The sequence below is a fragment of the Streptococcus sp. HMSC072D07 genome (assembly GCF_001814835.1).
Lineage (GTDB): Bacteria > Bacillota > Bacilli > Lactobacillales > Streptococcaceae > Streptococcus.
Window position 1 is genome coordinate 205,068 of record NZ_KV818066.1, and the last position, 23,674, is coordinate 228,741.

General features: G+C 41.8%; 38 protein-coding genes. All 38 read left to right on the plus strand.

What is annotated here, in order from left to right:
* Positions 1-31 precede the first annotated feature (31 nt).
* The 38 genes from HMPREF2991_RS05840 (at position 32) to HMPREF2991_RS06025 (ending at position 23,573) form a co-directional block, all read left to right on the plus strand.
* Positions 32-1,549, plus strand: a complete 1,518-nt coding sequence (locus HMPREF2991_RS05840; protein WP_070683657.1) for a damage-inducible protein CinA — start codon at positions 32-34, stop codon at positions 1,547-1,549.
* 120 nt (positions 1,550-1,669) lie between these two features.
* Positions 1,670-3,877 carry an anaerobic ribonucleoside-triphosphate reductase gene (gene nrdD, locus HMPREF2991_RS05845; RefSeq protein WP_049484765.1) on the plus strand — a complete coding sequence of 736 codons (2,208 nt, stop codon included), beginning with the start codon at positions 1,670-1,672 and terminating at the stop codon, positions 3,875-3,877.
* Positions 3,878-3,888: 11 nt separating this feature from the next.
* Positions 3,889-4,029, plus strand: coding sequence for a hypothetical protein (locus tag HMPREF2991_RS05850; RefSeq protein WP_000521625.1), 141 nt, complete (start codon positions 3,889-3,891; stop codon positions 4,027-4,029).
* Positions 4,030-4,072: 43 nt separating this feature from the next.
* A complete protein-coding gene (locus tag HMPREF2991_RS05855) occupies positions 4,073-4,573 on the plus strand; it encodes a GNAT family N-acetyltransferase (protein WP_070569334.1) in 501 nt (166 codons plus the stop codon).
* Positions 4,574-4,577: 4 nt separating this feature from the next.
* Positions 4,578-5,174: an anaerobic ribonucleoside-triphosphate reductase activating protein gene (nrdG, locus tag HMPREF2991_RS05860; protein ID WP_070569331.1), complete on the plus strand. Its 597-nt coding sequence runs from the start codon at positions 4,578-4,580 to the stop codon at positions 5,172-5,174.
* Positions 5,171-5,797 carry a uridine kinase family protein gene (locus tag HMPREF2991_RS05865; RefSeq protein WP_070569328.1) on the plus strand — a complete coding sequence of 209 codons (627 nt, stop codon included), beginning with the start codon at positions 5,171-5,173 and terminating at the stop codon, positions 5,795-5,797. The genes nrdG and HMPREF2991_RS05865 overlap by 4 nt, the downstream gene beginning before the upstream one ends.
* A 264-nt stretch (positions 5,798-6,061) precedes the next feature.
* The gene (gene rpsJ / locus HMPREF2991_RS05870; RefSeq protein ID WP_001284513.1) at positions 6,062-6,370 is read left to right on the plus strand and encodes a 30S ribosomal protein S10; all 309 of its coding nucleotides are present in this window, start codon (positions 6,062-6,064) and stop codon (positions 6,368-6,370) included.
* 216 nt (positions 6,371-6,586) lie between these two features.
* Entirely contained in the window at positions 6,587-7,213 is a 627-nt protein-coding gene (rplC, locus tag HMPREF2991_RS05875; RefSeq protein ID WP_000160197.1) for a 50S ribosomal protein L3, read from the plus strand.
* 24 nt (positions 7,214-7,237) lie between these two features.
* Positions 7,238-7,861: a 50S ribosomal protein L4 gene (rplD, locus tag HMPREF2991_RS05880; protein ID WP_000024537.1), complete on the plus strand. Its 624-nt coding sequence runs from the start codon at positions 7,238-7,240 to the stop codon at positions 7,859-7,861.
* Positions 7,861-8,157: a 50S ribosomal protein L23 gene (locus HMPREF2991_RS05885; protein ID WP_001055347.1), complete on the plus strand. Its 297-nt coding sequence runs from the start codon at positions 7,861-7,863 to the stop codon at positions 8,155-8,157. The genes rplD and HMPREF2991_RS05885 overlap by 1 nt, the downstream gene beginning before the upstream one ends.
* A gap of 17 nt (positions 8,158-8,174) precedes the next feature.
* The gene (gene rplB / locus HMPREF2991_RS05890) at positions 8,175-9,008 is read left to right on the plus strand and encodes a 50S ribosomal protein L2 (protein ID WP_000512910.1); all 834 of its coding nucleotides are present in this window, start codon (positions 8,175-8,177) and stop codon (positions 9,006-9,008) included.
* Positions 9,009-9,111: 103 nt separating this feature from the next.
* On the plus strand, positions 9,112-9,393 hold the full coding sequence (gene rpsS / locus HMPREF2991_RS05895; protein ID WP_000533766.1) for a 30S ribosomal protein S19: 282 nt from the start codon (positions 9,112-9,114) through the stop codon (positions 9,391-9,393).
* Positions 9,394-9,404: 11 nt separating this feature from the next.
* Positions 9,405-9,749: a 50S ribosomal protein L22 gene (rplV, locus tag HMPREF2991_RS05900; protein ID WP_000818137.1), complete on the plus strand. Its 345-nt coding sequence runs from the start codon at positions 9,405-9,407 to the stop codon at positions 9,747-9,749.
* Positions 9,750-9,761: 12 nt separating this feature from the next.
* Positions 9,762-10,415, plus strand: a complete 654-nt coding sequence (gene rpsC, locus HMPREF2991_RS05905) for a 30S ribosomal protein S3 (RefSeq protein WP_000529936.1) — start codon at positions 9,762-9,764, stop codon at positions 10,413-10,415.
* Positions 10,416-10,418: 3 nt separating this feature from the next.
* On the plus strand, positions 10,419-10,832 hold the full coding sequence (gene rplP / locus HMPREF2991_RS05910; protein WP_000960946.1) for a 50S ribosomal protein L16: 414 nt from the start codon (positions 10,419-10,421) through the stop codon (positions 10,830-10,832).
* 9 nt (positions 10,833-10,841) lie between these two features.
* The gene (gene rpmC, locus HMPREF2991_RS05915) at positions 10,842-11,048 is read left to right on the plus strand and encodes a 50S ribosomal protein L29 (protein ID WP_070569324.1); all 207 of its coding nucleotides are present in this window, start codon (positions 10,842-10,844) and stop codon (positions 11,046-11,048) included.
* Between the two features lie 24 nt (positions 11,049-11,072).
* On the plus strand, positions 11,073-11,333 hold the full coding sequence (rpsQ, locus tag HMPREF2991_RS05920) for a 30S ribosomal protein S17 (protein WP_000440801.1): 261 nt from the start codon (positions 11,073-11,075) through the stop codon (positions 11,331-11,333).
* A gap of 25 nt (positions 11,334-11,358) precedes the next feature.
* Positions 11,359-11,727 (plus strand): 50S ribosomal protein L14, encoded by a 369-nt coding sequence (rplN, locus tag HMPREF2991_RS05925; RefSeq protein ID WP_000616545.1) that lies wholly within the window; start codon positions 11,359-11,361, stop codon positions 11,725-11,727.
* Positions 11,728-11,805: 78 nt separating this feature from the next.
* Complete coding sequence (rplX, locus tag HMPREF2991_RS05930; protein ID WP_061469424.1) at positions 11,806-12,111, plus strand: 50S ribosomal protein L24; 306 nt, start codon at positions 11,806-11,808, stop codon at positions 12,109-12,111.
* Between the two features lie 23 nt (positions 12,112-12,134).
* Positions 12,135-12,677, plus strand: coding sequence for a 50S ribosomal protein L5 (gene rplE / locus HMPREF2991_RS05935; RefSeq protein ID WP_000013542.1), 543 nt, complete (start codon positions 12,135-12,137; stop codon positions 12,675-12,677).
* A gap of 17 nt (positions 12,678-12,694) precedes the next feature.
* Positions 12,695-12,880 (plus strand): type Z 30S ribosomal protein S14, encoded by a 186-nt coding sequence (locus tag HMPREF2991_RS05940; RefSeq protein ID WP_001085697.1) that lies wholly within the window; start codon positions 12,695-12,697, stop codon positions 12,878-12,880.
* A gap of 284 nt (positions 12,881-13,164) precedes the next feature.
* On the plus strand, positions 13,165-13,563 hold the full coding sequence (gene rpsH / locus HMPREF2991_RS05945) for a 30S ribosomal protein S8 (protein WP_000245504.1): 399 nt from the start codon (positions 13,165-13,167) through the stop codon (positions 13,561-13,563).
* 192 nt (positions 13,564-13,755) lie between these two features.
* Entirely contained in the window at positions 13,756-14,292 is a 537-nt protein-coding gene (rplF, locus tag HMPREF2991_RS05950) for a 50S ribosomal protein L6 (RefSeq protein ID WP_000086626.1), read from the plus strand.
* 83 nt (positions 14,293-14,375) lie between these two features.
* Complete coding sequence (gene rplR / locus HMPREF2991_RS05955; protein ID WP_004244055.1) at positions 14,376-14,732, plus strand: 50S ribosomal protein L18; 357 nt, start codon at positions 14,376-14,378, stop codon at positions 14,730-14,732.
* 17 nt (positions 14,733-14,749) lie between these two features.
* Positions 14,750-15,244, plus strand: a complete 495-nt coding sequence (rpsE, locus tag HMPREF2991_RS05960) for a 30S ribosomal protein S5 (protein ID WP_000874204.1) — start codon at positions 14,750-14,752, stop codon at positions 15,242-15,244.
* Between the two features lie 13 nt (positions 15,245-15,257).
* A complete protein-coding gene (gene rpmD / locus HMPREF2991_RS05965) occupies positions 15,258-15,440 on the plus strand; it encodes a 50S ribosomal protein L30 (protein WP_000057241.1) in 183 nt (60 codons plus the stop codon).
* A 143-nt stretch (positions 15,441-15,583) separates the two neighbouring features.
* Entirely contained in the window at positions 15,584-16,024 is a 441-nt protein-coding gene (gene rplO, locus HMPREF2991_RS05970) for a 50S ribosomal protein L15 (RefSeq protein ID WP_000766089.1), read from the plus strand.
* Between the two features lie 12 nt (positions 16,025-16,036).
* Positions 16,037-17,347: a preprotein translocase subunit SecY gene (gene secY / locus HMPREF2991_RS05975; RefSeq protein WP_000465387.1), complete on the plus strand. Its 1,311-nt coding sequence runs from the start codon at positions 16,037-16,039 to the stop codon at positions 17,345-17,347.
* A gap of 145 nt (positions 17,348-17,492) precedes the next feature.
* Positions 17,493-18,131 (plus strand): adenylate kinase, encoded by a 639-nt coding sequence (locus HMPREF2991_RS05980; RefSeq protein WP_001050447.1) that lies wholly within the window; start codon positions 17,493-17,495, stop codon positions 18,129-18,131.
* Between the two features lie 116 nt (positions 18,132-18,247).
* Positions 18,248-18,466, plus strand: coding sequence for a translation initiation factor IF-1 (gene infA, locus HMPREF2991_RS05985; RefSeq protein WP_001029883.1), 219 nt, complete (start codon positions 18,248-18,250; stop codon positions 18,464-18,466).
* Between the two features lie 24 nt (positions 18,467-18,490).
* On the plus strand, positions 18,491-18,607 hold the full coding sequence (gene rpmJ, locus HMPREF2991_RS05990) for a 50S ribosomal protein L36 (RefSeq protein ID WP_001808836.1): 117 nt from the start codon (positions 18,491-18,493) through the stop codon (positions 18,605-18,607).
* Between the two features lie 17 nt (positions 18,608-18,624).
* Positions 18,625-18,990, plus strand: a complete 366-nt coding sequence (rpsM, locus tag HMPREF2991_RS05995; RefSeq protein ID WP_000090781.1) for a 30S ribosomal protein S13 — start codon at positions 18,625-18,627, stop codon at positions 18,988-18,990.
* A 17-nt stretch (positions 18,991-19,007) separates the two neighbouring features.
* Positions 19,008-19,391 carry a 30S ribosomal protein S11 gene (gene rpsK, locus HMPREF2991_RS06000; RefSeq protein WP_001118385.1) on the plus strand — a complete coding sequence of 128 codons (384 nt, stop codon included), beginning with the start codon at positions 19,008-19,010 and terminating at the stop codon, positions 19,389-19,391.
* Positions 19,392-19,433: 42 nt separating this feature from the next.
* Positions 19,434-20,369, plus strand: coding sequence for a DNA-directed RNA polymerase subunit alpha (locus HMPREF2991_RS06005; protein WP_000568993.1), 936 nt, complete (start codon positions 19,434-19,436; stop codon positions 20,367-20,369).
* Between the two features lie 11 nt (positions 20,370-20,380).
* Positions 20,381-20,767 (plus strand): 50S ribosomal protein L17, encoded by a 387-nt coding sequence (gene rplQ / locus HMPREF2991_RS06010; protein ID WP_000331493.1) that lies wholly within the window; start codon positions 20,381-20,383, stop codon positions 20,765-20,767.
* Positions 20,768-21,030: 263 nt separating this feature from the next.
* Positions 21,031-21,297, plus strand: coding sequence for an ACT domain-containing protein (locus tag HMPREF2991_RS06015; RefSeq protein WP_000644111.1), 267 nt, complete (start codon positions 21,031-21,033; stop codon positions 21,295-21,297).
* Between the two features lie 9 nt (positions 21,298-21,306).
* Positions 21,307-22,644 (plus strand): PFL family protein, encoded by a 1,338-nt coding sequence (locus HMPREF2991_RS06020; RefSeq protein WP_000354871.1) that lies wholly within the window; start codon positions 21,307-21,309, stop codon positions 22,642-22,644.
* A gap of 236 nt (positions 22,645-22,880) precedes the next feature.
* The gene (locus tag HMPREF2991_RS06025) at positions 22,881-23,573 is read left to right on the plus strand and encodes a histidine phosphatase family protein (RefSeq protein ID WP_070569320.1); all 693 of its coding nucleotides are present in this window, start codon (positions 22,881-22,883) and stop codon (positions 23,571-23,573) included.
* The last annotated feature ends 101 nt before the right edge of the window (positions 23,574-23,674 follow it).

The following is a 23,674-nucleotide window of genomic DNA, read 5'->3' on the forward strand; positions in this document are numbered from 1 at the left end:
CTAAAACAGATAAACTTAGAGGAGAAATTGAATGAACGTATACGGGAAAATAGATGAGAAGCAAGAAGAATCTCATTACCAAGACTGGTCAGTGCCAGAGAAACGAGAAGGAGCTCCCATTCCCTTTTTTAGTATTTTGCTTTGGAGTCTAGTGGCCACAGCCATTTCGGTTGCCCTGCCTTTTATTTTTGGTTTAATCAGTCCGCAACAAACTCAAGATCTTTATACCGGTTGGGCCTTGCATCAAAATGGTCAAATGTATACAGATTATTTTGGGACGGAGGGATTGCTCTATTATGTGCTAACCTACCTTTTTCAAGGCAGTATTCTGATTGCTTTGGTTGAGTGGTTGGCCTTGTTTGGAGCAGGTGTTTTTCTTTTTAAGGCTGCGGATACTCTTGTCGGCCAAGAAAAGGAAGCGAAACGAGTTGTCTTTATTTTATACTTGCTTGTAGCGGGCCTCGCTTTTGGTGGCGGTTATGCTCTCTTGCTAGCCCTGCCTTTCCTATTTTATTCATTGAGTATCGTGACAAATTATCTAGCTTTTCCAAAGGACGACAAAGGGTTTGTACGAGTGGGGATGAGCCTTGCTCTCGCTTTCTTCCTTGCGCCAATCCCAACAGCCTTGTTTGCGGCTGTACTGGCCTTGGGGATTATCGGCTTTAATCTAGGCAAAGGTCACTTTGTTCATGGTCTATATCAGTTTTTTGCGTCAGCCCTAGGATTTTCACTCTTATTCTATCCTTTAGGCTACTATACAGTGTGGACAGGTAGTTTTGGGGATGCCATTAGCCAGACCTTATATCCGGTAAATACTCTTAGCCTCTTTTCGAACTCGCATTTGCTTGAAAATGCAGCCTTCTATGGCTTGCTTGCTATTGGGTTAGGTTCCCTTGGTTTGCTCTTTACAGGCTTGTTCCAGTCAAAACCAGCCAAGCAATATGCCCTCTCAATTGCTGCTAGCTTGGGATTGTTGGTTTCTTTGGGAATCTTGATTCTCTCCAAAGAACCTATCAACGGTACTCGTCTTGTGGTGCTAATTCCTTTCTTGGTCTTGCTCCTTCTGACAGGAATCAAGGAAGATGTTTCAGATGGAGGGAGTCGTCGTAGAAGAAGACGTGAGAAACAAACTTCTTTCCTTAAAGGAAATTTCTATCTACCACTGATTGCCCTTGCCTATCTCATTGTTCTTCCTATCGTGAGTCGCTACCTTTCGCACCCAGCGACTTATCAGGAGAGAGACCGTCTTGCTAGCGTGGTCAAACAACAAACGAGTTCTGAGGATCGTGTCTATGCTTGGGATGATCGTCCCGATTTCTACCGTGCAAGTGAACGCTTGGCGTCGACTTCACTATCAACACCAACACTCTATACTGCAAGCGATGAAAATAAAACCAAACTGATGAATGACCTGAAAGAGAATCAACCGAAGATGATTGTGGTCAATCAAAAAGTTGCCTTGTGGTCAGATGTAGAGAGCTGGCTCAGTGAAAACTATGAGCTTGTTCAGACAGATACTAGCGAGTTCAAACTTTATAAATCAAAATAACAAAAAATCAATATCTTGTGGAATTTTAAAAAATTTAGGATTTTTAACACAAGATATTGATTTTTATTTTTAGAGTGGTATAATACTTCATAGAACAACATTTTAGAAAAGAGCATGGATATGATTGTATTAGAAGAAAAGCTTGCAACCGTTCCCACCTTGTTCGTTGAAAAACGAGATGGTAGACGAGTGGTGTTTGATGTAGACAAGATTGACAAGGCTCTCCACAAGGCGGCGGAAAAGGTTATGGACGTTACGCCTCTAGTAGAAAAACGCCTAAATGGTCTAGTTGAAAGAATCGTGACTGAAATTCACAGTCGCTTCCCTCAAGGTGTCAAGATTTACGAAATTCAAAATGTCGTAGAACATGAACTCCTTGAAGCCAAAGAATATGCCTTGGCTGAGGAGTATATCACTTATCGGACACAAAGGGATTTTGAGCGCTCAAAAGCGACAGATATCAACTTTAGTATCCATAAACTTCTCAATAAAGATCAAGCAGTTGTCAATGAAAATGCCAATAAAGACAGCGATGTCTTCAACACCCAACGTGATTTGACAGCAGGGATTGTTGGGAAGTCAATCGGGCTGCAAATGCTTCCTAAGCACGTAGCTAATGCTCACCAAAAAGGGGATATCCACTATCATGACTTGGACTACAGCCCCTACACTCCGATGACCAACTGCTGTTTGATTGATTTTAAAGGCATGCTGGAAAATGGTTTTAAGATTGGGAATGCAGAGGTAGAGAGTCCCAAGTCTATCCAGACTGCGACAGCTCAAATTTCACAAATCATCGCCAACGTTGCTTCTAGCCAGTACGGGGGCTGTTCAGCTGACCGTATCGATGAAGTCTTGGCGCCTTATGCGGAGAAGAATTATCAAAAACACCTCAAGGATGCGGAAGAGTGGGTCTTGCCCGAAAAACGGGAAGATTACGCTTGGAAAAAAACGCAAAAGGACATCTACGATGCCATGCAATCTCTTGAGTATGAAATCAACACCCTCTTCACTTCAAATGGACAAACACCTTTTACTTCGCTCGGTTTTGGTCTAGGAACTAGTCGTTTTGAGCGGGAAATTCAAAAAGCTATCTTAAACATCCGAATCAAGGGGCTTGGTTCAGAACACCGTACAGCTATCTTCCCTAAACTCATCTTTACGCTGAAAAGAGGCCTTAACTTAGAGGAGGGGTCACCTAACTACGATATCAAACAGTTGGCTCTTGAGTGTGCAACCAAGCGGATGTACCCAGATGTCTTATCCTATGATAAGATTATCGAACTGACAGGCTCCTTCAAGGTTCCTATGGGCTGCCGTTCTTTCCTCCAAGGATGGAAGGATGAGAATGGTGTCGAGGTCAATTCAGGTCGTATGAATCTAGGTGTTGTGACAGTCAATCTGCCTCGTATCGCCCTCGAGTCTGAAGGGGATCTGAATAAGTTCTGGGAAATCTTCAATGAGCGTATGAACATCGCAGAAGATGCTCTGGTTTACCGTGTTGAACGGACCAAGGAAGCAACACCAGCGAATGCCCCTATCCTTTATCAGTACGGAGCCTTCGGTCGCCGTCTCGGAAAAGAAGAAAGTGTAGATCAACTCTTTAAGAATCGCCGCGCGACAGTTTCGCTGGGCTACATCGGTTTGTACGAAGTTGCGACGGTCTTCTTTGGAAACAGCTGGGAAAGCAATCCTGAAGCCAAGGAATTCACACTGGATATCATTCGCGATATGAAACGTCGTGTGGAAGAGTGGTCTGACCAATATGGTTACCATTTCTCTATCTACTCCACACCGTCTGAAAGTCTGACAGACCGCTTCTGTCGCTTGGATACAGAGAAGTTCGGCTCTATTCCGGACATCACGGACAAGGAATACTACACCAACTCTTTCCACTACGATGTTCGTAAAAATCCAACACCGTTTGAAAAATTAGACTTTGAGAAAGTTTATCCAGAAGCAGGTGCGTCAGGTGGCTTTATCCATTATTGTGAGTATCCAGTTCTTCAACAAAATCCTAAGGCCCTGGAAGCTGTTTGGGACTATGCCTATGACCGAGTTGGCTATCTAGGGACCAATACTCCGATTGATCGTTGCTACAAGTGTGACTTTGAAGGGGATTTTGAACCAACTGAGAGAGGCTTTGCTTGTCCAAACTGTGGCAATAGCGACCCTAAAACAGTAGATGTGGTCAAACGTACGTGTGGGTATCTGGGCAATCCTCAAGCGCGTCCGATGGTTAATGGACGCCACAAGGAAATCGCTGCGCGTGTCAAACACATGAACGGTTCAACAATTAAAACAGCAGGACATGAAGTAACAAATTAGAAGGAAATGGAATGGGGAAATACCAATTAGACGATAAGGGACGCGCACAAGTGACCCGTTATCACGAGAAACACTCGAAAGGTGGAACAGGTAAAAAAGAACGCTTGCTCAACCTCAGAGAACAGTTTTTAAACAAGAATAAGAAAAAATAAAAGTGAGAGTCTGCTCTCACTTTTCTCTTAATTGGAGGTGAAAATGATACTACGCAGACCGATATTGGCAGATAAAGAAACAGTTTTAGAGATGATGGCAGAGTTTGAACAAGCACATTCTCCTCATGATGGTGGGTTTTGGGAGACAGAGGCTTTTTCTTATGAAGAGTGGTTGGAAACAAATATGCAAAAAGAGATGGGAATAAACTTGCCTGAAAATCGTGTTCCTTCTATTCAATTTGTATCATTTGATGATGTAGGTCGTGCTCTAGGATTTTTGAATCTGCGATTGAAACTAAATGAGGGCTTGCTGAATCATGCTGGCCATATTGGCTACTCCATCCGCCCTTCTGAAAGAGGTAAAGGTTATGCCAAAGAAGCCCTCAGACAAGGCCTGCAAGTTGCTAAGGAAAAGAACATCAAAAAATCACTTGTGACCTGTAGTACGGAAAATCCTGCTAGTAGGGCGGTGATTGTGGCAAACGGTGGGGTGTTTGAGGATGTTCGCAATGGTGTAGAACGTTACTGGATAGATTTGGAGTAAAAGGATGACATGGAATACACCAAAACCAGGTGAATGGAAAAGTGAGGAACTTAGTAAAGGGCGGATCATTGATTATAAGGCCTTTAACTTTGTCGATGGAGAAGGTGTGCGCAACTCTCTCTATGTATCAGGTTGCATGTTTCACTGCGAGGGATGCTATAATGTTGCGACTTGGTCTTTCAACGCAGGCATTCCCTATACGGCAGAATTAGAAGAACAAATCATGGAAGACCTTGCCCAACCCTATGTTCAAGGTTTGACCTTGCTAGGAGGAGAACCCTTTCTTAATACGGGCATTCTCTTGCCTCTCGTTAAGCGCATTCGAAAGGAATTACCAGAAAAAGACATCTGGTCCTGGACGGGTTATACTTGGGAAGAAATGATGCTGGAGACTCCAGATAAACTGGAACTCTTATCATTGATTGACATCCTTGTCGATGGACGGTATGATAAAAGCAAACGCAATCTTATGCTCCAGTTTCGAGGGTCTTCTAATCAACGAATTATCGATGTGCAAAAATCCCTCAAAAGTGGGCAAGTGGTGATTTGGAACAAGCTTAATGACGGAAAAGAAAGCTATGAGCAGGTGAAGAGAGAATGAAGAAAAAAGACCTGATAGAACAACTGGTTTCAGAGATCGAAACGGGAAGAATTAGGACGCTGGGGATCTACGGTCATGGGGCTTCAGGTAAATCAACCTTTGCACAGGAATTACATCAAGCCCTAGATTCTACTACAGTAAATTTACTAGAAACAGATCCCTATATCACCTCAGAACGTCACCTGGTAGTACCAAAGCAAGCGCCAGATCAAAAGGTGACAGCTTGTCTCCCAGTGGCGCATGAACTGGCAAGTTTACAGAGAGATATTCTCGCCTTGCAGGCAGGTATGGATGTCTTAACAATCGATGAACCGTGGAAGGCTAGCGAGGTCTTGTCTGGAGCCAAGCCGATTCTGATTGTTGAAGGGATGTCTGCGGGCTTTCTACCCAAGGAACTCTTTGACAAAACCATCTGTTTCTACACGGATGAGGAGACCGAATTAAAGAGGCGTCTAGCTCGAGATACGACTATGAGAAATCGCGATGCATCTTTTGTATTAGCTAGCCATCAGATGAGAAGGGAGCAGTACCTGCGATACTATAGAGAAACCGAATCTAAAGCGGACATTTTAGTAGATCAATCAGAAGATAAACTCAAGGTCAAAATGACACACATTATATAGAAAAAAGACGGTTTTTTATAGATATAAATCCGTAATCTTAGAAAGATTAAAAGAGAAAACAGTTTCATCCTAAAAAAACGAAAAAAAGCTCACAAATCCCTTGCAATCGCAGGGGCTTTGTGTTATTCTATTATGGTGCTGTAAATTACAGCCTTAGCTTTGATGCAAGAGGTTGCGACACGCTCGGTTGCATTGCCACGCAACGCGCGTCGGTTTTCTTGTGGAGCTAGCCTATTATCTTAAATAGACGAAAAGGAGAAAAAGATGGCAAACAAAAAAATCCGTATCCGTTTGAAAGCTTACGAACACCGTACGCTTGACACAGCGGCTGCAAAAATCGTAGAATCAGCTACTCGTACAGGTGCACAAGTTGCGGGTCCAATCCCACTTCCAACTGAGCGTAGCCTCTACACAATTATTCGTGCGACTCACAAATACAAAGACTCTCGCGAACAATTTGAAATGCGTACACACAAACGTTTGATCGATATCGTTAACCCAACTCAAAAAACAGTTGATGCTTTGATGAAATTGGATCTTCCAAGTGGTGTAAACGTAGAAATCAAACTTTAATCTAAAATATAAAAGAGCAGAGGCTGGTGTTTCAATTTAATTGAACACGGGCTAAACTCGGTGTGAAAAAGATAAACTTCCTAGTGTCTGTTAGACACTGCGTCAGTTTCCTATTTTCACTTTGAGTTTGACGCCCTTTGTATCTTAGACTTGAGCATAAAAAACGCTCGTTAAAAACTTTTTGAATAAAAAATATAGAAAAGGAACTATTTTCTCATGACAAAAGGAATCTTAGGGAAAAAAGTGGGAATGACTCAAATCTTCACTGAAGCTGGCGAATTGATCCCTGTAACAGTTATTGAAGCAACTCCAAACGTTGTTCTTCAAGTTAAAACTGTTGAAACAGACGGATACAACGCTATCCAAGTTGGTTTCGATGACAAACGCGAAGTATTGAGCAACAAACCTGCTAAAGGACATGTAGCGAAAGCTAACACGGCTCCTAAGCGCTTCATTCGTGAATTCAAAAACGTTGAAGGCTTGGAAGTTGGTGCTGAAATTACAGTTGAAACATTCGCAGCTGGAGACGTTGTTGACGTAACTGGTACTTCTAAAGGTAAAGGTTTCCAAGGTGTCATCAAACGCCACGGACAATCACGTGGACCAATGGCTCACGGTTCTCGTTACCACCGTCGTCCAGGTTCTATGGGACCTGTTGCACCTAACCGCGTATTCAAAGGTAAAAACCTTGCAGGACGCATGGGTGGCGACCGCGTAACAATTCAAAACCTTGAAGTTGTACAAGTTGTTCCAGAAAAGAACGTTATCCTTATCAAAGGTAACGTACCAGGTGCTAAGAAATCTCTTATCACTATCAAATCAGCAGTTAAAGCTGGTAAATAATAAAGAAAGGGGAAATCAGTCACAATGGCAAACGTAACATTATTTGACCAAACTGGTAAAGAAGCTGGCCAAGTTGTTCTTAACGATGCAGTATTTGGTATTGAACCAAATGAATCAGTTGTGTTTGATGTGATCATCAGCCAACGCGCAAGCCTTCGTCAAGGAACACACGCTGTTAAAAACCGCTCTGCAGTATCAGGTGGTGGACGCAAACCATGGCGTCAAAAAGGAACTGGACGTGCTCGTCAAGGTTCTATCCGCTCACCACAATGGCGTGGTGGTGGTGTTGTCTTCGGACCAACTCCACGTTCATACGGCTACAAACTTCCACAAAAAGTTCGTCGCCTAGCTCTTAAATCAGTTTACTCTGAAAAAGTTGCTGAAAACAAATTCGTAGCTGTAGACGCTCTTTCATTTACAGCTCCAAAAACTGCTGAATTTGCAAAAGTTCTTGCAGCATTGAGCATCGATTCCAAAGTTCTTGTTATCCTTGAAGAAGGAAATGAATTCGCAGCTCTTTCAGCTCGTAACCTTCCAAACGTGAAAGTTGCAACTGCTACAACTGCAAGTGTTCTTGACATCGCAAATAGCGACAAACTTCTTGTCACACAAGCAGCTATCTCTAAAATCGAGGAGGTTCTTGCATAATGAATTTGTATGATGTTATCAAAAAACCTGTCATCACTGAAAGCTCAATGGCTCAACTTGAAGCAGGAAAATATGTATTTGAAGTTGACACTCGTGCACACAAACTTTTGATCAAGCAAGCTGTTGAAGCTGCTTTCGAAGGTGTTAAAGTTGCCAACGTTAACACAATCAACGTAAAACCAAAAGCAAAACGTGTTGGACGTTACACTGGTTTTACTAACAAAACTAAAAAAGCTATCATCACACTTACAGCTGATTCAAAAGCAATCGAGTTGTTCGCTGCTGAAGCTGAATAATCTAAGGAGGAAATATCGTGGGAATTCGTGTTTATAAACCAACAACAAACGGTCGCCGTAATATGACTTCTTTGGATTTCGCTGAAATCACAACAAGCACTCCTGAAAAATCATTGCTTGTTGCTTTGAAGAGCAAGGCTGGTCGTAACAACAACGGTCGTATCACTGTTCGTCACCAAGGTGGTGGACACAAACGTTTCTACCGTTTGGTTGACTTCAAACGTAACAAAGACAACGTTGAAGCAGTTGTTAAAACTATCGAGTACGATCCAAACCGTTCTGCAAACATCGCTCTTGTACACTACACTGACGGTGTGAAAGCATACATCATCGCTCCAAAAGGTCTTGAAGTTGGTCAACGTATCGTTTCAGGTCCTGAAGCAGATATCAAAGTCGGAAATGCTCTTCCACTTGCTAACATCCCAGTTGGTACTTTGATCCACAACATCGAATTGAAACCAGGTCGTGGTGGAGAATTGGTACGTGCTGCTGGTGCTTCTGCCCAAGTATTGGGTCAAGAAGGTAAATACGTTCTTGTTCGTCTTCAATCTGGCGAAGTTCGTATGATTCTTGGAACTTGTCGTGCTACAGTTGGTGTTGTCGGAAACGAACAACATGGACTTGTAAACCTTGGTAAAGCAGGACGTAGCCGTTGGAAAGGTATCCGCCCAACAGTTCGTGGTTCTGTAATGAATCCTAACGATCACCCACACGGTGGTGGTGAAGGTAAAGCACCAGTTGGTCGTAAAGCGCCATCTACTCCATGGGGCAAACCTGCTCTTGGTCTTAAAACTCGTAACAAGAAAGCGAAATCTGACAAACTTATCGTTCGTCGTCGCAACGAGAAATAATAGTAAACTAGTCGCCTAAGCAACTAGGAAATCCGCCAGCTCGGTAGCGCTCCATGTGAGCGCAAGCCGCTGTGGTACTACATTTAAAGGAGAAAAAATAAAAATGGGACGCAGTCTTAAAAAAGGACCTTTCGTCGATGAGCATTTGATGAAAAAAGTTGAAGCTCAGGCTAACGACGAAAAGAAAAAAGTTATCAAAACTTGGTCACGTCGTTCAACGATCTTCCCAAGTTTCATTGGTTACACTATTGCAGTTTATGACGGACGTAAACACGTACCTGTTTACATCCAAGAAGACATGGTAGGTCACAAACTTGGTGAATTTGCACCAACTCGTACTTACAAAGGTCACGCTGCAGACGACAAGAAAACACGTAGAAAATAAGGAGAACATAAATGGCAGAAATTACTTCAGCTAAAGCAATGGCTCGTACAGTACGTGTTTCACCTCGTAAATCACGTCTTGTTCTTGACAACATCCGTGGTAAAAGCGTAGCCGATGCTATTGCAATCTTGACATTCACACCAAACAAAGCTGCTGAAATCATCTTGAAAGTCTTGAATTCAGCTGTAGCTAACGCTGAAAACAACTTTGGTTTGGACAAAGCTAACTTGGTAGTATCTGAAGCATTCGCAAACGAAGGACCAACTATGAAACGTTTCCGTCCACGTGCGAAAGGTTCAGCTTCACCAATCAACAAACGTACAGCTCACATCACTGTGGCTGTTGCAGAAAAATAAGGAGGTAACATCGTGGGTCAAAAAGTACATCCAATTGGTATGCGTGTCGGCATCATCCGTGATTGGGATGCCAAATGGTATGCTGAAAAAGAATACGCGGATTACCTTCATGAAGATCTTGCAATCCGTAAATTCGTTCAAAAAGAACTTGCTGACGCAGCAGTTTCAACTATCGAAATTGAACGCGCAGTAAACAAAGTTAACGTTTCACTTCACACTGCTAAACCAGGTATGGTTATCGGTAAAGGTGGTGCTAACGTTGATGCACTCCGTGCAAAACTTAACAAATTGACTGGAAAACAAGTACACATCAACATCATCGAAATCAAACAACCTGATTTGGATGCTCACCTTGTAGGTGAAGGAATTGCTCGTCAATTGGAGCAACGTGTCGCTTTCCGTCGTGCACAAAAACAAGCAATCCAACGTGCAATGCGTGCTGGAGCTAAAGGAATCAAAACTCAAGTATCAGGTCGTTTGAACGGTGCAGATATCGCTCGTGCTGAAGGATACTCTGAAGGAACTGTTCCACTTCACACACTTCGTGCAGATATCGATTACGCTTGGGAAGAAGCAGATACTACATACGGTAAACTTGGTGTTAAAGTATGGATCTACCGTGGTGAAGTTCTTCCAGCTCGTAAAAACACTAAAGGAGGTAAATAACCAATGTTAGTACCTAAACGTGTTAAACACCGTCGTGAATTCCGTGGAAAAATGCGCGGTGAAGCAAAAGGTGGAAAAGAAGTAGCATTCGGTGAATACGGTCTTCAAGCTACAACTAGCCACTGGATCACTAACCGCCAAATCGAAGCTGCTCGTATCGCCATGACTCGTTACATGAAACGTGGTGGTAAAGTTTGGATTAAAATCTTCCCACACAAATCATACACTGCTAAAGCTATCGGTGTGCGTATGGGATCTGGTAAAGGGGCGCCTGAAGGTTGGGTAGCACCAGTTAAACGTGGTAAAGTGATGTTCGAAATCGCTGGTGTATCTGAAGAGATTGCTCGCGAAGCGCTTCGTCTTGCAAGCCACAAATTGCCAGTTAAATGTAAATTCGTAAAACGTGAAGCAGAATAAGGAGAAGGCATGAAACTTAATGAAGTAAAAGAATTTGTTAAAGAACTTCGTGGTCTTTCTCAAGAAGAACTCGCGAAGCGCGAAAACGAATTGAAAAAAGAATTGTTTGAACTTCGTTTCCAAGTTGCTACTGGTCAATTGGAACAAACAGCTCGCTTGAAAGAAGTTAAAAAACAAATCGCTCGTATCAAAACAGTTCAATCTGAAGCGAAATAATAGACTAGGGAAGGAGAAATTTCAATGGAACGCAATAATCGTAAAGTTCTTGTTGGACGTGTTGTATCTGACAAAATGGACAAGACAATCACAGTTGTAGTTGAAACAAAACGTAACCACCCAGTCTATGGTAAACGTATTAACTACTCTAAGAAATACAAAGCACATGATGAAAACAATGTTGCCAAAGAAGGCGATATCGTACGTATCATGGAAACTCGTCCGCTTTCAGCTACAAAACGTTTCCGTCTTGTAGAAGTTGTTGAAGAAGCGGTCATCATCTAATCAAACCTGAAAGGAGAAAACTGAAATGATTCAAACAGAAACTCGTTTGAAAGTCGCAGACAACAGCGGTGCTCGCGAAATCTTGACTATCAAGGTTCTTGGTGGTTCAGGACGTAAATTTGCAAACATCGGTGATGTTATCGTGGCATCTGTAAAACAAGCTACTCCTGGTGGTGCGGTTAAAAAAGGTGACGTTGTAAAAGCTGTTATCGTTCGTACTAAATCAGGTGCTCGTCGTGCTGATGGTTCATACATCAAATTTGACGAAAACGCAGCAGTTATCATCCGTGAAGACAAAACTCCTCGCGGAACACGTATCTTTGGCCCAGTTGCACGCGAATTGCGTGAAGGTGGCTTCATGAAGATCGTGTCACTTGCTCCAGAAGTACTTTAATTTTTAGAAACAAACTAGTCCCCTGGATTACTTTCCAGGGTGCCCTTATGGGCGTAAGAAAAATCAAGGAGAAACCTAATGTTTGTAAAAAAAGGCGACAAAGTTCGCGTAATCGCTGGTAAAGATAAGGGAACAGAAGCTGTTGTCCTTACTGCCCTTCCAAAAGTAAACAAAGTTGTCGTTGAAGGTGTTAACATCGTTAAGAAACACCAACGTCCAACTAACGAACTTCCTCAAGGTGGTATCATCGAGAAAGAAGCAGCTATCCACGTATCAAACGTTCAAGTATTGGACAAAAATGGTGTAGCTGGTCGTGTTGGTTACAAATTTGTAGACGGTAAAAAAGTTCGCTACAACAAAAAATCAGGCGAAGTGCTTGATTAATCACGAAGGAAAGGAGAAGTATAATGGCAAATCGTTTAAAAGAAAAATATCTTAATGAAGTAGTTCCTGCTTTGACAGAACAATTCAACTACTCATCAGTGATGGCTGTGCCTAAAGTAGATAAGATCGTTTTGAACATGGGTGTTGGTGAAGCTGTATCAAACGCTAAAAGTCTTGAAAAAGCTGCTGAAGAATTGGCACTTATCTCAGGTCAAAAACCACTTATCACTAAAGCTAAAAAATCAATCGCCGGCTTCCGTCTTCGTGAAGGTGTAGCGATCGGTGCAAAAGTTACCCTTCGTGGTGAACGTATGTACGAATTCTTGGACAAATTGGTTTCAGTTTCACTTCCACGTGTGCGTGACTTCCACGGTGTTCCAACAAAATCATTTGATGGACGCGGAAACTACACTCTTGGTGTGAAAGAACAATTGATCTTCCCAGAAATCAACTTTGATGACGTTGACAAAACTCGTGGTCTTGACATCGTTATCGTAACAACTGCTAACACTGACGAAGAGTCACGTGCATTGCTTACAGGCCTTGGAATGCCTTTTGCAAAATAATATAGGAGGTAAATCTAATGGCTAAAAAATCAATGATTGCTAAGAACAAACGTCCAGCGAAGTTCTCTACTCAAGCTTATACTCGTTGTGAAAAATGTGGTCGTCCACATTCAGTTTACCGCAAATTTAAACTTTGCCGTGTTTGCTTCCGTGAATTAGCTTACAAAGGACAAATTCCTGGTGTAACAAAAGCATCTTGGTAATTTAAGATATCAAGGGCATCAAAACTCCAAGTGAAAATAGGAAACTTGACGAAGAAACTGAAGTTTCTAGGAAAGTTTATCTTTTTCACACAGAGTTTAGCACGGGTTCAGTTGGACTTGCCAATTTGAACACGAGCTACAGCTTTGGCAAAAAAGACCAATTTTCTTTGGAGCATCGCTCCTGCATCAAATTGCCTATTTTTGCTCTTGCTTTTACGCTCTTTGTATCATGTATTAACTAGCAAGTGCAACTTGCAAACTACTAGTAAGAGGAGAAAAACAAAATGGTTATGACTGACCCAATCGCAGACTTCCTAACTCGTATTCGTAACGCTAACCAAGCGAAACACGAAGTACTTGAAGTACCTGCATCAAACATCAAAAAAGGGATTGCTGAAATCCTTAAACGCGAAGGTTTTGTTAAGAACGTAGAAATCATCGAAGATGACAAACAAGGCATCATCCGTGTATTCCTTAAATACGGACCAAACGGTGAAAAAGTTATCACTAACTTGAAACGTGTTTCTAAACCAGGACTTCGTGTCTACAAAAAACGTGAAGATCTTCCAAAAGTTCTTAACGGACTTGGAATTGCTATCCTTTCAACTTCTGAAGGTTTGCTTACTGATAAAGAAGCTCGCCAAAAGAACGTTGGTGGTGAGGTTATCGCTTACGTTTGGTAAAATCAAGATACAAAGCTCGTAAAGAACAAAGCAAAATTAGGAAGTTGGAGAAGTTTGTTTACAAACAAGCCAACTTATCTATTTTGCACAGTTCTTAGAGCGTGTTCAATTTAGCTATTGAACTCAATAAGTATCTTTAACCCCGTGAAAACTGGCCGTTATGGCCTGACAATTTAACAGGAGAATAAAAATATGTCACGTATTGGTAATAAAGTTATCGTGTTGCCTGCTGGTGTTGAAATCACTAACAATGACAACGTTGTAACTGTAAAAGGACCTAAAGGAGAACTTACTCGTGAGTTCTCAAAAGATATTGAAATTCGTGTGGAAGGTACTGAAGTAACTCTTCACCGTCCAAACGATTCAAAAGAAATGAAAACAATCCACGGAACTACTCGTGCCCTTTTGAACAACATGGTTGTTGGTGTATCAGAAGGATTCAAGAAAGAACTTGAAATGCGCGGGGTTGGTTACCGTGCACAACTTCAAGGATCTAAACTTGTTTTGGCTGTTGGTAAATCTCATCCAGACGAAGTTGAAGCTCCAGAAGGAATTACTTTTGAACTTCCAAACCCAACAACAATCGTTGTTAGCGGAATTTCAAAAGAAGTAGTTGGTCAAACAGCTGCTTACGTACGTAGCCTTCGTTCACCAGAACCATATAAAGGTAAAGGTATCCGTTACGTTGGTGAATTCGTTCGACGTAAAGAAGGTAAAACAGGTAAATAATGTTGAGTGGTTGATTTTTAACCACCAACCTATTTTCCAACTTAGTGCATAGCACACGATTTAAAACTAAAGAGGTGAAAACTGTGATTTCTAAACCAGATAAAAACAAACTCCGCCAAAAACGCCACCGTCGCGTTCGCGGAAAACTCTCTGGAACTGCTGATCGCCCACGTTTGAACGTATTCCGTTCTAATACAGGCATCTACGCTCAAGTGATTGATGACGTAGCGGGTGTAACGCTCGCAAGTGCTTCAACTCTTGACAAAGAAGTTTCAAAAGGAACTAAAACTGAACAAGCCGTTACTGTCGGTAAACTCGTTGCAGAACGTGCAAACGCTAAAGGTATTTCAGAAGTGGTGTTCGACCGCGGTGGATATCTATATCACGGACGTGTGAAAGCTTTGGCTGATGCAGCTCGTGAAAACGGATTGAAATTCTAATAGGAGGACACTAGAAAATGGCATTTAAAGACAATGCAGTTGAATTAGAAGAACGCGTAGTTGCTGTCAACCGTGTTACAAAAGTTGTTAAAGGTGGACGTCGTCTTCGTTTCGCAGCTCTTGTTGTTGTTGGTGACCACAACGGTCGCGTAGGATTTGGTACTGGTAAAGCTCAAGAAGTTCCAGAAGCAATCCGCAAAGCAGTAGAAGATGCTAAGAAAAACTTGATTGAAGTTCCTATGGTTGGGACAACAATCCCACACGAAGTTCTTTCAGAATTCGGTGGAGCTAAAGTATTGTTGAAACCTGCTGTAGAAGGTTCTGGGGTTGCCGCTGGTGGTGCAGTTCGTGCCGTTGTGGAATTGGCAGGTGTGGCAGATATTACATCTAAATCACTTGGTTCTAACACTCCAATCAACATTGTTCGCGCAACTGTTGAAGGTTTGAAACAATTGAAACGCGCTGAAGAAGTTGCTGCCCTTCGTGGTATTTCAGTTTCTGATTTGGCATAAGAAAGGGGATAAAATGGCTCAAATTAAAATTACTTTGACTAAGTCTCCAATCGGACGCATTCCATCACAACGTAAAACTGTTGTAGCACTTGGACTTGGCAAATTGAACAGCTCTGTTATCAAAGAAGACAACGCTGCTATCCGTGGTATGATCACTGCAGTATCTCACTTGGTAACAGTTGAAGAAGTAAACTAATGAATTTTTAGGGGATGTGGCAATACTCATCCCCTAAAACTAGGTATAGTCATCTAAGATGACCATGTATAGGCGAGTTGATAAGGGAGACAACCTTTTCTCTCTTATCGGCGCTAGCATTTTACAAAAGAGGAGAAAATATAATGAAACTTCATGAATTGAAACCTGCAGAAGGTTCTCGTAAAGTACGTAACCGTGTTGGTCGTGGTACTTCATCAGGTAACGGTAAAACATCTGGTCGCGGTCAAAAAGGTCAAAAAGCTCGTAGCGGTGGCGGAGTTCGCCTTGGTTTTGAAGGTGGACAAACTCCATTGTTCCGTCGTCTTCCAAAACGTGGATTCACTAATATCAACGCTAAAGAATATGCAATTGTAAACCTTGACCAATTGAACGTCTTTGAAGACGGTGCAGAAGTAACTCCAGTTGTACTTATCGAAGCAGGAATTGTGAAAGCTGAAAAATCAGGAGTTAAAATTCTTGGTAACGGTGAGTTGACTAAGAAATTGACTGTGAAAGCAGCTAAATTCTCTAAATCAGCTGAGGAAGCTATCACTGCTAAAGGTGGTTCTGTAGAAGTCATCTAAGAGAGGTGACCCATGTTTTTTAAATTACTAAAAGAAGCGCTCAAGGTTAAACAAGTTCGATCAAAAATTCTTTTTACAATTTTTATCATTCTTGTTTTCCGTATTGGGACAAGTATTACTGTTCCAGGTGTGAATGCAAAAAGTTTAGAAGCTCTCAGTGGTTTATCTTTCTTGAACATGCTTAGTCTTGTTTCAGGGAATGCCATGAAGAACTTCTCCGTTTTCGCACTCGGAGTAAGTCCGTATATCACTGCTTCCATCGTTGTTCAATTGCTACAAATGGATATTTTACCGAAGTTTGTAGAATGGGGCAAACAAGGGGAAGTAGGACGGAGAAAACTAAATCAGGCTACTCGTTATATTGCACTTGTACTTGCATTTGTTCAATCTATCGGGATTACAGCAGGATTTAATACTCTATCTGGAGCGAAATTATTAACGACAGCGTTAACTCCACAGGTTTTTGTTACCATTGGTATTATCCTTACAGCAGGTAGTATGATTGTAACGTGGCTCGGGGAACAAATTACAGATAAGGGATACGGAAACGGTGTTTCTATGATCATCTTTGCAGGTATTGTTGCTTCAATCCCTGAAATGATTAAAGGAATCTATGTTGACTACTTCGTCAATATTCCAAGTAGCCGTTTGACTTCATCTATTATCTTTGTCGTTATTTTGATTATCGCTGTCTTGTTGATTGTATACTTTACAACCTATGTTCAACAGGCAGAATATAAAATTCCAATCCAATATACAAAAGTTGCTCAAGGAGCCCCATCAAGCTCATACCTTCCATTGAAGGTAAACCCAGCGGGGGTTATCCCAGTTATCTTTGCAAGTTCCATTACAGCAGCACCTGCAGCCATTCTTCAGTTTTTGAGTGCTACAGGTCATGATTGGGCTTGGGTACGTACAGCACAGGAAATGTTATCTACAACATCTCCGACAGGTGTTGCCATGTATGCCTTGTTGATCATTCTCTTTACATTCTTCTATACATTTGTACAGATCAATCCAGAGAAAGCAGCAGAAAACTTACAAAAGAGTGGAGCCTACATTCATGGTGTCCGTCCTGGTAAGGGTACTGAAGAGTTCATGTCGAAACTTCTTCGTCGCCTTGCGACTGTCGGATCGATCTTCCTAGGTGTGATTTCAATCTTGCCGATTGTGGCAAAAGATGTCTTTGGTCTTTCAGAAGCTGTTGCTTTTGGGGGAACTAGTCTTTTGATCATTATCTCAACAGGTATTGAAGGAATCAAACAGCTAGAAGGTTACCTATTGAAACGTAAGTATGTTGGTTTCATGGATAAAACAGAATAAAAGCAAAATTACTTTTGCTTAGAGAGTGGAGTATGAAGATCTATCTATCAGAGAGATTTTCGTCTCCCCTCTTCTATTTTGTTTTTAAATAGGGGTTGAAACAAATTTCTGCTTCTATTTAAATACAAAATAAGGAGATCCTATCATGAATCTTTTGATTATGGGCTTACCTGGAGCAGGTAAGGGAACGCAAGCAGCAAAAATTGTGGAGCAATTCCACGTGGCACACATTTCAACTGGAGATATGTTCCGTGCTGCTATGGCAAATCAAACTGAAATGGGTGTACTTGCGAAGTCATATATTGACAAAGGTGAGTTGGTTCCGGATGAAGTTACAAATGGAATTGTTAAAGAACGCCTTTCTCAGAACGACATCAAAGAAACAGGTTTCTTGTTGGATGGTTACCCACGTACGATTGAACAAGCTCATGCCTTGGACAAAACATTGGCTGAACTTGGTATCGAACTAGAAGGTGTGATCAATATCGAAGTGAACCCAGATTGTCTCTTGGAACGTTTGAGTGGCCGTATCATCCACCGCGAAACAGGTGAAACCTTCCACAAAGTTTTCAACCCACCAGTTGATTATAAGGAAGAAGATTATTACCAACGTGAAGATGACAAACCCGAGACAGTGAAGCGTCGTTTGGATGTCAATATCGCACAAGGTGAACCAATCATTGCTCACTACCGTGCCAAAGGTTTGGTCCACGATATCGAAGGAAATCAAGATATCAATGATGTGTTCAAAGACATCGAAAAAGTATTGACAAATTTGAAATAAAGCGTTTTTCACACTTGCAAAAAATCGCTACAAATGTTATACTGAGATAGTCTGACTTATAATTGTTGTCTCTGTTTTCAGAGGCATCGAATCGAAATTTATGGAGGTGCTTTTGCGTGGCAAAAGACGATGTGATTGAAGTTGAAGGCAAAGTAGTCGATACAATGCCTAACGCAATGTTTACGGTTGAACTTGAAAATGGACATCAGATTTTAGCAACAGTTTCTGGTAAAATTCGTAAAAACTATATTCGTATTTTAGCGGGAGATCGTGTTACTGTCGAGATGAGTCCATATGACTTGACACGTGGACGTATCACTTACCGCTTTAAATAATCGAAAAACTTGGAGGGATAAGAAATGAAAGTAAGACCATCGGTCAAACCAATTTGCGAATACTGTAAAGTAATTCGTCGTAATGGTCGTGTTATGGTAATTTGCCCAGCAAATCCAAAACACAAACAACGTCAAGGATAAGATAGAAAGGAGAAAACATGGCTCGTATTGCTGGAGTTGACATTCCAAATGACAAACGCGTAGTAATCTCATTAACTTACGTTTATGGTATCGGACTTGCAACATCTAAGAAAATTTTGGCTGCTGCTGGAATTTCAGAAGATGTTCGTGTACGTGACCTTACGTCAGATCAAGAAGATGCTATCCGTCGTGAAGTGGATGCAATCAAAGTTGAAGGTGACCTTCGTCGTGAAGTAAACTTGAACATCAAACGTTTGATGGAAATCGGTTCTTACCGTGGTATTCGTCACCGTCGTGGACTTCCTGTCCGTGGACAAAACACCAAAAACAACGCTCGCACTCGTAAAGGTAAAGCTGTTGCGATTGCTGGTAAGAAAAAATAATATAGGAGGTAAAAGTCTTGGCTAAACCAACACGTAAACGTCGTGTGAAAAAGAATATCGAATCTGGTATTGCTCATATTCACGCTACATTTAATAACACTATTGTTATGATTACTGATGTGCATGGTAATGCAATTGCTTGGTCATCAGCTGGTGCTCTTGGTTTCAAAGGTTCTCGTAAATCTACACCATTCGCTGCTCAAATGGCTTCTGAAGCTGCTGCTAAATCTGCACAAGAACACGGTCTTAAATCAGTTGAAGTTACTGTAAAAGGTCCAGGTTCTGGTCGTGAGTCAGCTATTCGTGCGCTTGCTGCCGCTGGTCTTGAAGTAACAGCAATTCGTGATGTGACTCCAGTGCCACACAATGGTGCTCGTCCTCCAAAACGTCGCCGTGTATAATCATCGCATTACACTGCTTTTCGTTTAAGAGGGAGTAACTAAATGATTGAGTTTGAAAAACCAAATATAACAAAAATTGATGAAAATAAAGATTATGGCAAGTTTGTAATCGAACCACTTGAACGTGGCTACGGTACAACTCTTGGTAACTCTCTTCGTCGTGTACTACTAGCTTCTCTACCAGGAGCAGCAGTGACATCTATCAACATTGAAGGTGTCTTGCATGAGTTTGACACAGTCCCAGGTGTTCGTGAAGACGTGATGCAAATCATTCTGAACATTAAAGGGATTGCAGTGAAATCATACGTTGAAGACGAAAAAATCATTGAACTTGACGTTGAAGGTCCTGCTGAAATTACAGCTGGAGACATTTTGACTGATAGTGATATTGAGATTGTAAATCCAGATCATTATCTCTTTACAATCGGTGAAGGTTCTTCTCTAAAAGCGACAATGACTGTTAACAGTGGTCGTGGATATGTACCTGCTGATGAAAACAAAAAAGATAATGCACCAGTTGGAACACTTGCTGTAGATTCTATTTATACACCAGTTACAAAAGTCAACTATCAAGTAGAGCCTGCTCGTGTAGGTAGCAATGATGGATTTGACAAATTAACCCTTGAAATCTTGACTAATGGAACAATTATTCCAGAAGATGCTTTAGGGCTTTCAGCGCGTATCTTGACAGAACATCTTGATTTGTTTACAAATCTTACTGAGATTGCTAAGTCAACTGAAGTGATGAAAGAAGCTGATACTGAATCTGACGATCGTATTTTGGATCGTACGATTGAGGAACTGGACTTGTCTGTGCGTTCATACAACTGTTTGAAACGTGCCGGTATCAATACTGTGCATGATTTGACAGAAAAATCTGAAGCAGAGATGATGAAGGTACGAAATCTTGGACGCAAGAGTTTGGAAGAAGTGAAACTCAAACTCATTGACTTGGGTCTTGGATTAAAAGATAAATAAAGGAGGAATACATGGCTTACCGTAAACTAGGACGCACTAGCTCACAACGTAAAGCAATGCTTCGCGATTTGACAACTGACCTTTTGATCAACGAATCAATCGTGACAACTGAAGCTCGTGCTAAAGAAATCCGTAAAACTGTTGAAAAAATGATTACTCTAGGTAAACGTGGTGATTTGCATGCACGTCGTCAAGCAGCTGCTTTCGTACGTAATGAAATCGCATCTGAAAACTATGATGAAGCAACTGATAAGTACACTTCTACTACAGCACTTCAAAAATTGTTCTCAGAAATCGCACCTCGTTATGCTGAACGTAACGGTGGATACACTCGTATCCTTAAAACTGAACCACGTCGTGGTGATGCTGCGCCAATGGCGATCATCGAATTAGTATAAAATCATCAATTTTGTTGAGTGTTATGATGATGGAGTCTTGTGCTCTTAGTCTAGCTCTGGTCTACCGCTGGGACTTATGTCCTAGCGGGAACACTCATCATCATTTGATAGGGTAGACGCTTGTTTACGAAATTGTTTTTTTCTTAAGAACAACTTCGTAAGCAGGCGTTTTTTAGTATTTTCTATGGAAATATGCTATACTAGGAAAAAAGAAAATCAAAAACGTTCAGGTTTTCTAAAAATCGTAGAAATGGGGTATAAGGATGAAGGCTATTATTACAGTGGTTGGTAAGGACAAGGCTGGGATCGTTGCAGGCGTGTCTACTAAGATTGCAGAGTTGGGTTTGAATATTGACGATATTTCTCAGACGGTGTTGGATGAATACTTTACTATGATGGCGGTCGTTTCTAGTGACGAAAAACAGGATTTCACTTATCTTCGAAATGAGTTTGAAACTTTCGGTCAGACCTTGAATGTCAAAATAAATATTCAAAGTGCGGCGATTTTTGACGCTATGTATAATATCTAGGAGGTGGCTATGGATATTAGACAAGTTACAGAAACCATTGCCATGATCGAGGAGCAGAACTTCGATATCAGAACCATCACCATGGGGATTTCCCTTTTGGATTGTATTGATCCAGATATTGAACGTGCTGCTGAAAAGATTTACCAAAAAATCACCACTAAAGCTGCAAATTTAGTGGCTGTAGGAGACGAAATTGCTGCAGAACTTGGGATTCCTATTGTTAATAAACGAGTATCGGTGACTCCGATTTCTTTAATTGGTGCAGCGACTGATGCGACGGACTATCTTGTTTTGGCAAAGGCTCTTGACAAGGCTGCCAAGGAGATCGGTGTTGATTTTATTGGTGGATTCTCTGCCTTGGTACAAAAGGGTTATCAAAAAGGTGATGAAATTCTCATCAATTCTATCCCGCGCGCTCTAGCTGAGACAGACAAGGTTTGTTCGTCTGTTAACATTGGCTCGACCAAGTCAGGTATCAACATGACTGCGGTCGCTGATATGGGGCGTATCATCAAGGAAACAGCTGCGCTATCAGATATGGGTGCGGCCAAGTTGGTCGTATTTGCTAATGCTGTTGAGGACAATCCTTTTATGGCAGGGGCTTTCCATGGTGTTGGGGAAGCAGATGTTATCATCAATGTTGGTGTTTCAGGTCCTGGTGTTGTCAAACGCGCCTTGGAGAAAGTTCGTGGTCAGAGTTTTGATGTTGTAGCTGAGACGGTCAAGAAAACAGCCTTTAAGATTACTCGTATTGGTCAGCTAGTCGGTCAAATGGCCAGCGAGAGACTGGGTGTTGACTTTGGGATTGTCGACCTAAGCTTGGCACCAACTCCTGCAGTTGGCGATTCTGTGGCTCGTGTCCTTGAGGAAATGGGCCTAGAAACAGTTGGTACGCATGGGACGACGGCTGCCCTCGCTCTTTTGAATGACCAAGTTAAGAAGGGCGGAGTGATGGCTTGTAACCAAGTCGGTGGCTTGTCAGGTGCTTTTATCCCCGTTTCTGAAGATGAGGGGATGATTGGTGCGGTACAAGATGGCTCTCTGAATTTAGAGAAACTAGAAGCCATGACGGCTATCTGTTCTGTTGGGCTGGATATGATTGCCATTCCGGAAGATACGCCTGCTGAAACCATTGCAGCTATGATTGCGGATGAGGCGGCAATTGGTGTCATTAACATGAAAACAACGGCCGTCCGTATTATTCCAAAGGGCAAAGAAGGCGATATGATTGAGTTTGGAGGCTTGCTAGGGACAGCTCCAGTTATGAAGGTCAACGGGGCTTCGTCTGTTGATTTCATCTCTCGCGGTGGGCAAATCCCAGCTCCAATCCATAGTTTTAAAAATTAATAAAAAAGCGAGAGGATTTAAGTTGAGTTTAAGGATGACTGTGTATACTATAATCATTAAATAAAGACCTCCTAACTTTATTTAATAGAAATCCTAAACTTTTTCATAATAATCTCCTAGGGAAGCTACCATGAGGGTAGCTTTTCTTTTGGATAATTTACAAATGTTGGCTTTGCTTTTGAAAGCCGAATATTTCTTTGATCCATGATATAATAGAAGAAAATGGAGGATAGAAAATGTCTAAAGTAAGATTGTATTTGGTCCGTCATGGGAAAACGATGTTTAACACCATTGGACGTGCTCAAGGATGGAGTGATACACCTCTGACTGCAGAAGGTGAGTTGGGAATCCATGAACTGGGAATTGGCTTGAGAGAGTCTGGCTTGCAGTTTGACCGCGCTTATTCCAGTGATTCAGGTCGCACTATTCAAACCATGGGAATTATCCTAGAAGAACTTGGACTACAGGGGAAAATCCCTTACCGCATGGACAAGCGCATCAGAGAGTGGTGCTTTGGTAGTTTTGATGGGGCCTATGATGGGGACCTCTTTATGGGATTGATTCCGAGAATTTTCAATGTAGACCATGTTCATCAGTTGTCCTATGCAGAACTAGCAGAAGGTTTGGTAGAGGTTGATACTGCAGGCTGGGCTGAAGGTTGGGAAAAACTCAGTGGTCGAATCAAGGAAGGCTTTGAAGCGATTGCTAAAGAAATGGAAGAACAAGGTGGGGGTAATGCCCTCGTTGTGAGCCATGGAATGACGATTGGTACCATTGTTTATCTGATCAATGGCATGCATCCGCATGGTCTGGATAATGGTAGCGTGACGATTCTTGAATATGAGGACGGTCAGTTTAGCGTAGAAGTTGTTGGTGACCGTAGCTATCGAGAACTAGGGTGTGAGAAGATGGGAGAAATAAAAAATTGATAGAAGTTAGCTCCGATTAGGAGCTAATTTTTTTCCTGTTAAATAAGGTGGATTTGCGACTCAGTATTTCTTGTTATCCAAGTCTAAAAGAACATTTCTCG

Excerpts from the sequence above, each read along its gene's own strand:
- rplP (WP_000960946.1), top strand. The coding sequence starts at position 10,419 with ATGTTAGTACCTAAACGTGTTAAACACCGTCGTGAATTCCGTGGAAAA.
- rpsM (WP_000090781.1), top strand. The coding sequence starts at position 18,625 with ATGGCTCGTATTGCTGGAGTTGACATTCCAAATGACAAACGCGTAGTA.
- rplC (WP_000160197.1), top strand. The coding sequence starts at position 6,587 with ATGACAAAAGGAATCTTAGGGAAAAAAGTGGGAATGACTCAAATCTTC.
- rplX (WP_061469424.1), top strand. The coding sequence starts at position 11,806 with ATGTTTGTAAAAAAAGGCGACAAAGTTCGCGTAATCGCTGGTAAAGAT.
- rplD (WP_000024537.1), top strand. The coding sequence starts at position 7,238 with ATGGCAAACGTAACATTATTTGACCAAACTGGTAAAGAAGCTGGCCAA.
- rpsH (WP_000245504.1), top strand. The coding sequence starts at position 13,165 with ATGGTTATGACTGACCCAATCGCAGACTTCCTAACTCGTATTCGTAAC.
- rpsE (WP_000874204.1), top strand. The coding sequence starts at position 14,750 with ATGGCATTTAAAGACAATGCAGTTGAATTAGAAGAACGCGTAGTTGCT.
- HMPREF2991_RS06025 (WP_070569320.1), top strand. The coding sequence starts at position 22,881 with ATGTCTAAAGTAAGATTGTATTTGGTCCGTCATGGGAAAACGATGTTT.
- HMPREF2991_RS06020 (WP_000354871.1), top strand. The coding sequence starts at position 21,307 with ATGGATATTAGACAAGTTACAGAAACCATTGCCATGATCGAGGAGCAG.
- HMPREF2991_RS05885 (WP_001055347.1), top strand. The coding sequence starts at position 7,861 with ATGAATTTGTATGATGTTATCAAAAAACCTGTCATCACTGAAAGCTCA.
- rplO (WP_000766089.1), top strand. The coding sequence starts at position 15,584 with ATGAAACTTCATGAATTGAAACCTGCAGAAGGTTCTCGTAAAGTACGT.
- secY (WP_000465387.1), top strand. The coding sequence starts at position 16,037 with ATGTTTTTTAAATTACTAAAAGAAGCGCTCAAGGTTAAACAAGTTCGA.
- nrdG (WP_070569331.1), top strand. The coding sequence starts at position 4,578 with ATGACATGGAATACACCAAAACCAGGTGAATGGAAAAGTGAGGAACTT.
- HMPREF2991_RS06015 (WP_000644111.1), top strand. The coding sequence starts at position 21,031 with ATGAAGGCTATTATTACAGTGGTTGGTAAGGACAAGGCTGGGATCGTT.
- rpmC (WP_070569324.1), top strand. The coding sequence starts at position 10,842 with ATGAAACTTAATGAAGTAAAAGAATTTGTTAAAGAACTTCGTGGTCTT.
- rplQ (WP_000331493.1), top strand. The coding sequence starts at position 20,381 with ATGGCTTACCGTAAACTAGGACGCACTAGCTCACAACGTAAAGCAATG.
- rplE (WP_000013542.1), top strand. The coding sequence starts at position 12,135 with ATGGCAAATCGTTTAAAAGAAAAATATCTTAATGAAGTAGTTCCTGCT.
- rplN (WP_000616545.1), top strand. The coding sequence starts at position 11,359 with ATGATTCAAACAGAAACTCGTTTGAAAGTCGCAGACAACAGCGGTGCT.
- HMPREF2991_RS06005 (WP_000568993.1), top strand. The coding sequence starts at position 19,434 with ATGATTGAGTTTGAAAAACCAAATATAACAAAAATTGATGAAAATAAA.
- rpmD (WP_000057241.1), top strand. The coding sequence starts at position 15,258 with ATGGCTCAAATTAAAATTACTTTGACTAAGTCTCCAATCGGACGCATT.
- rpsJ (WP_001284513.1), top strand. The coding sequence starts at position 6,062 with ATGGCAAACAAAAAAATCCGTATCCGTTTGAAAGCTTACGAACACCGT.
- HMPREF2991_RS05865 (WP_070569328.1), top strand. The coding sequence starts at position 5,171 with ATGAAGAAAAAAGACCTGATAGAACAACTGGTTTCAGAGATCGAAACG.
- rpsQ (WP_000440801.1), top strand. The coding sequence starts at position 11,073 with ATGGAACGCAATAATCGTAAAGTTCTTGTTGGACGTGTTGTATCTGAC.
- HMPREF2991_RS05940 (WP_001085697.1), top strand. The coding sequence starts at position 12,695 with ATGGCTAAAAAATCAATGATTGCTAAGAACAAACGTCCAGCGAAGTTC.
- HMPREF2991_RS05850 (WP_000521625.1), top strand. The coding sequence starts at position 3,889 with ATGGGGAAATACCAATTAGACGATAAGGGACGCGCACAAGTGACCCGT.
- nrdD (WP_049484765.1), top strand. The coding sequence starts at position 1,670 with ATGATTGTATTAGAAGAAAAGCTTGCAACCGTTCCCACCTTGTTCGTT.
- HMPREF2991_RS05840 (WP_070683657.1), top strand. The coding sequence starts at position 32 with ATGAACGTATACGGGAAAATAGATGAGAAGCAAGAAGAATCTCATTAC.
- HMPREF2991_RS05980 (WP_001050447.1), top strand. The coding sequence starts at position 17,493 with ATGAATCTTTTGATTATGGGCTTACCTGGAGCAGGTAAGGGAACGCAA.
- rplV (WP_000818137.1), top strand. The coding sequence starts at position 9,405 with ATGGCAGAAATTACTTCAGCTAAAGCAATGGCTCGTACAGTACGTGTT.
- rpmJ (WP_001808836.1), top strand. The coding sequence starts at position 18,491 with ATGAAAGTAAGACCATCGGTCAAACCAATTTGCGAATACTGTAAAGTA.
- rplF (WP_000086626.1), top strand. The coding sequence starts at position 13,756 with ATGTCACGTATTGGTAATAAAGTTATCGTGTTGCCTGCTGGTGTTGAA.
- rpsS (WP_000533766.1), top strand. The coding sequence starts at position 9,112 with ATGGGACGCAGTCTTAAAAAAGGACCTTTCGTCGATGAGCATTTGATG.
- HMPREF2991_RS05855 (WP_070569334.1), top strand. The coding sequence starts at position 4,073 with ATGATACTACGCAGACCGATATTGGCAGATAAAGAAACAGTTTTAGAG.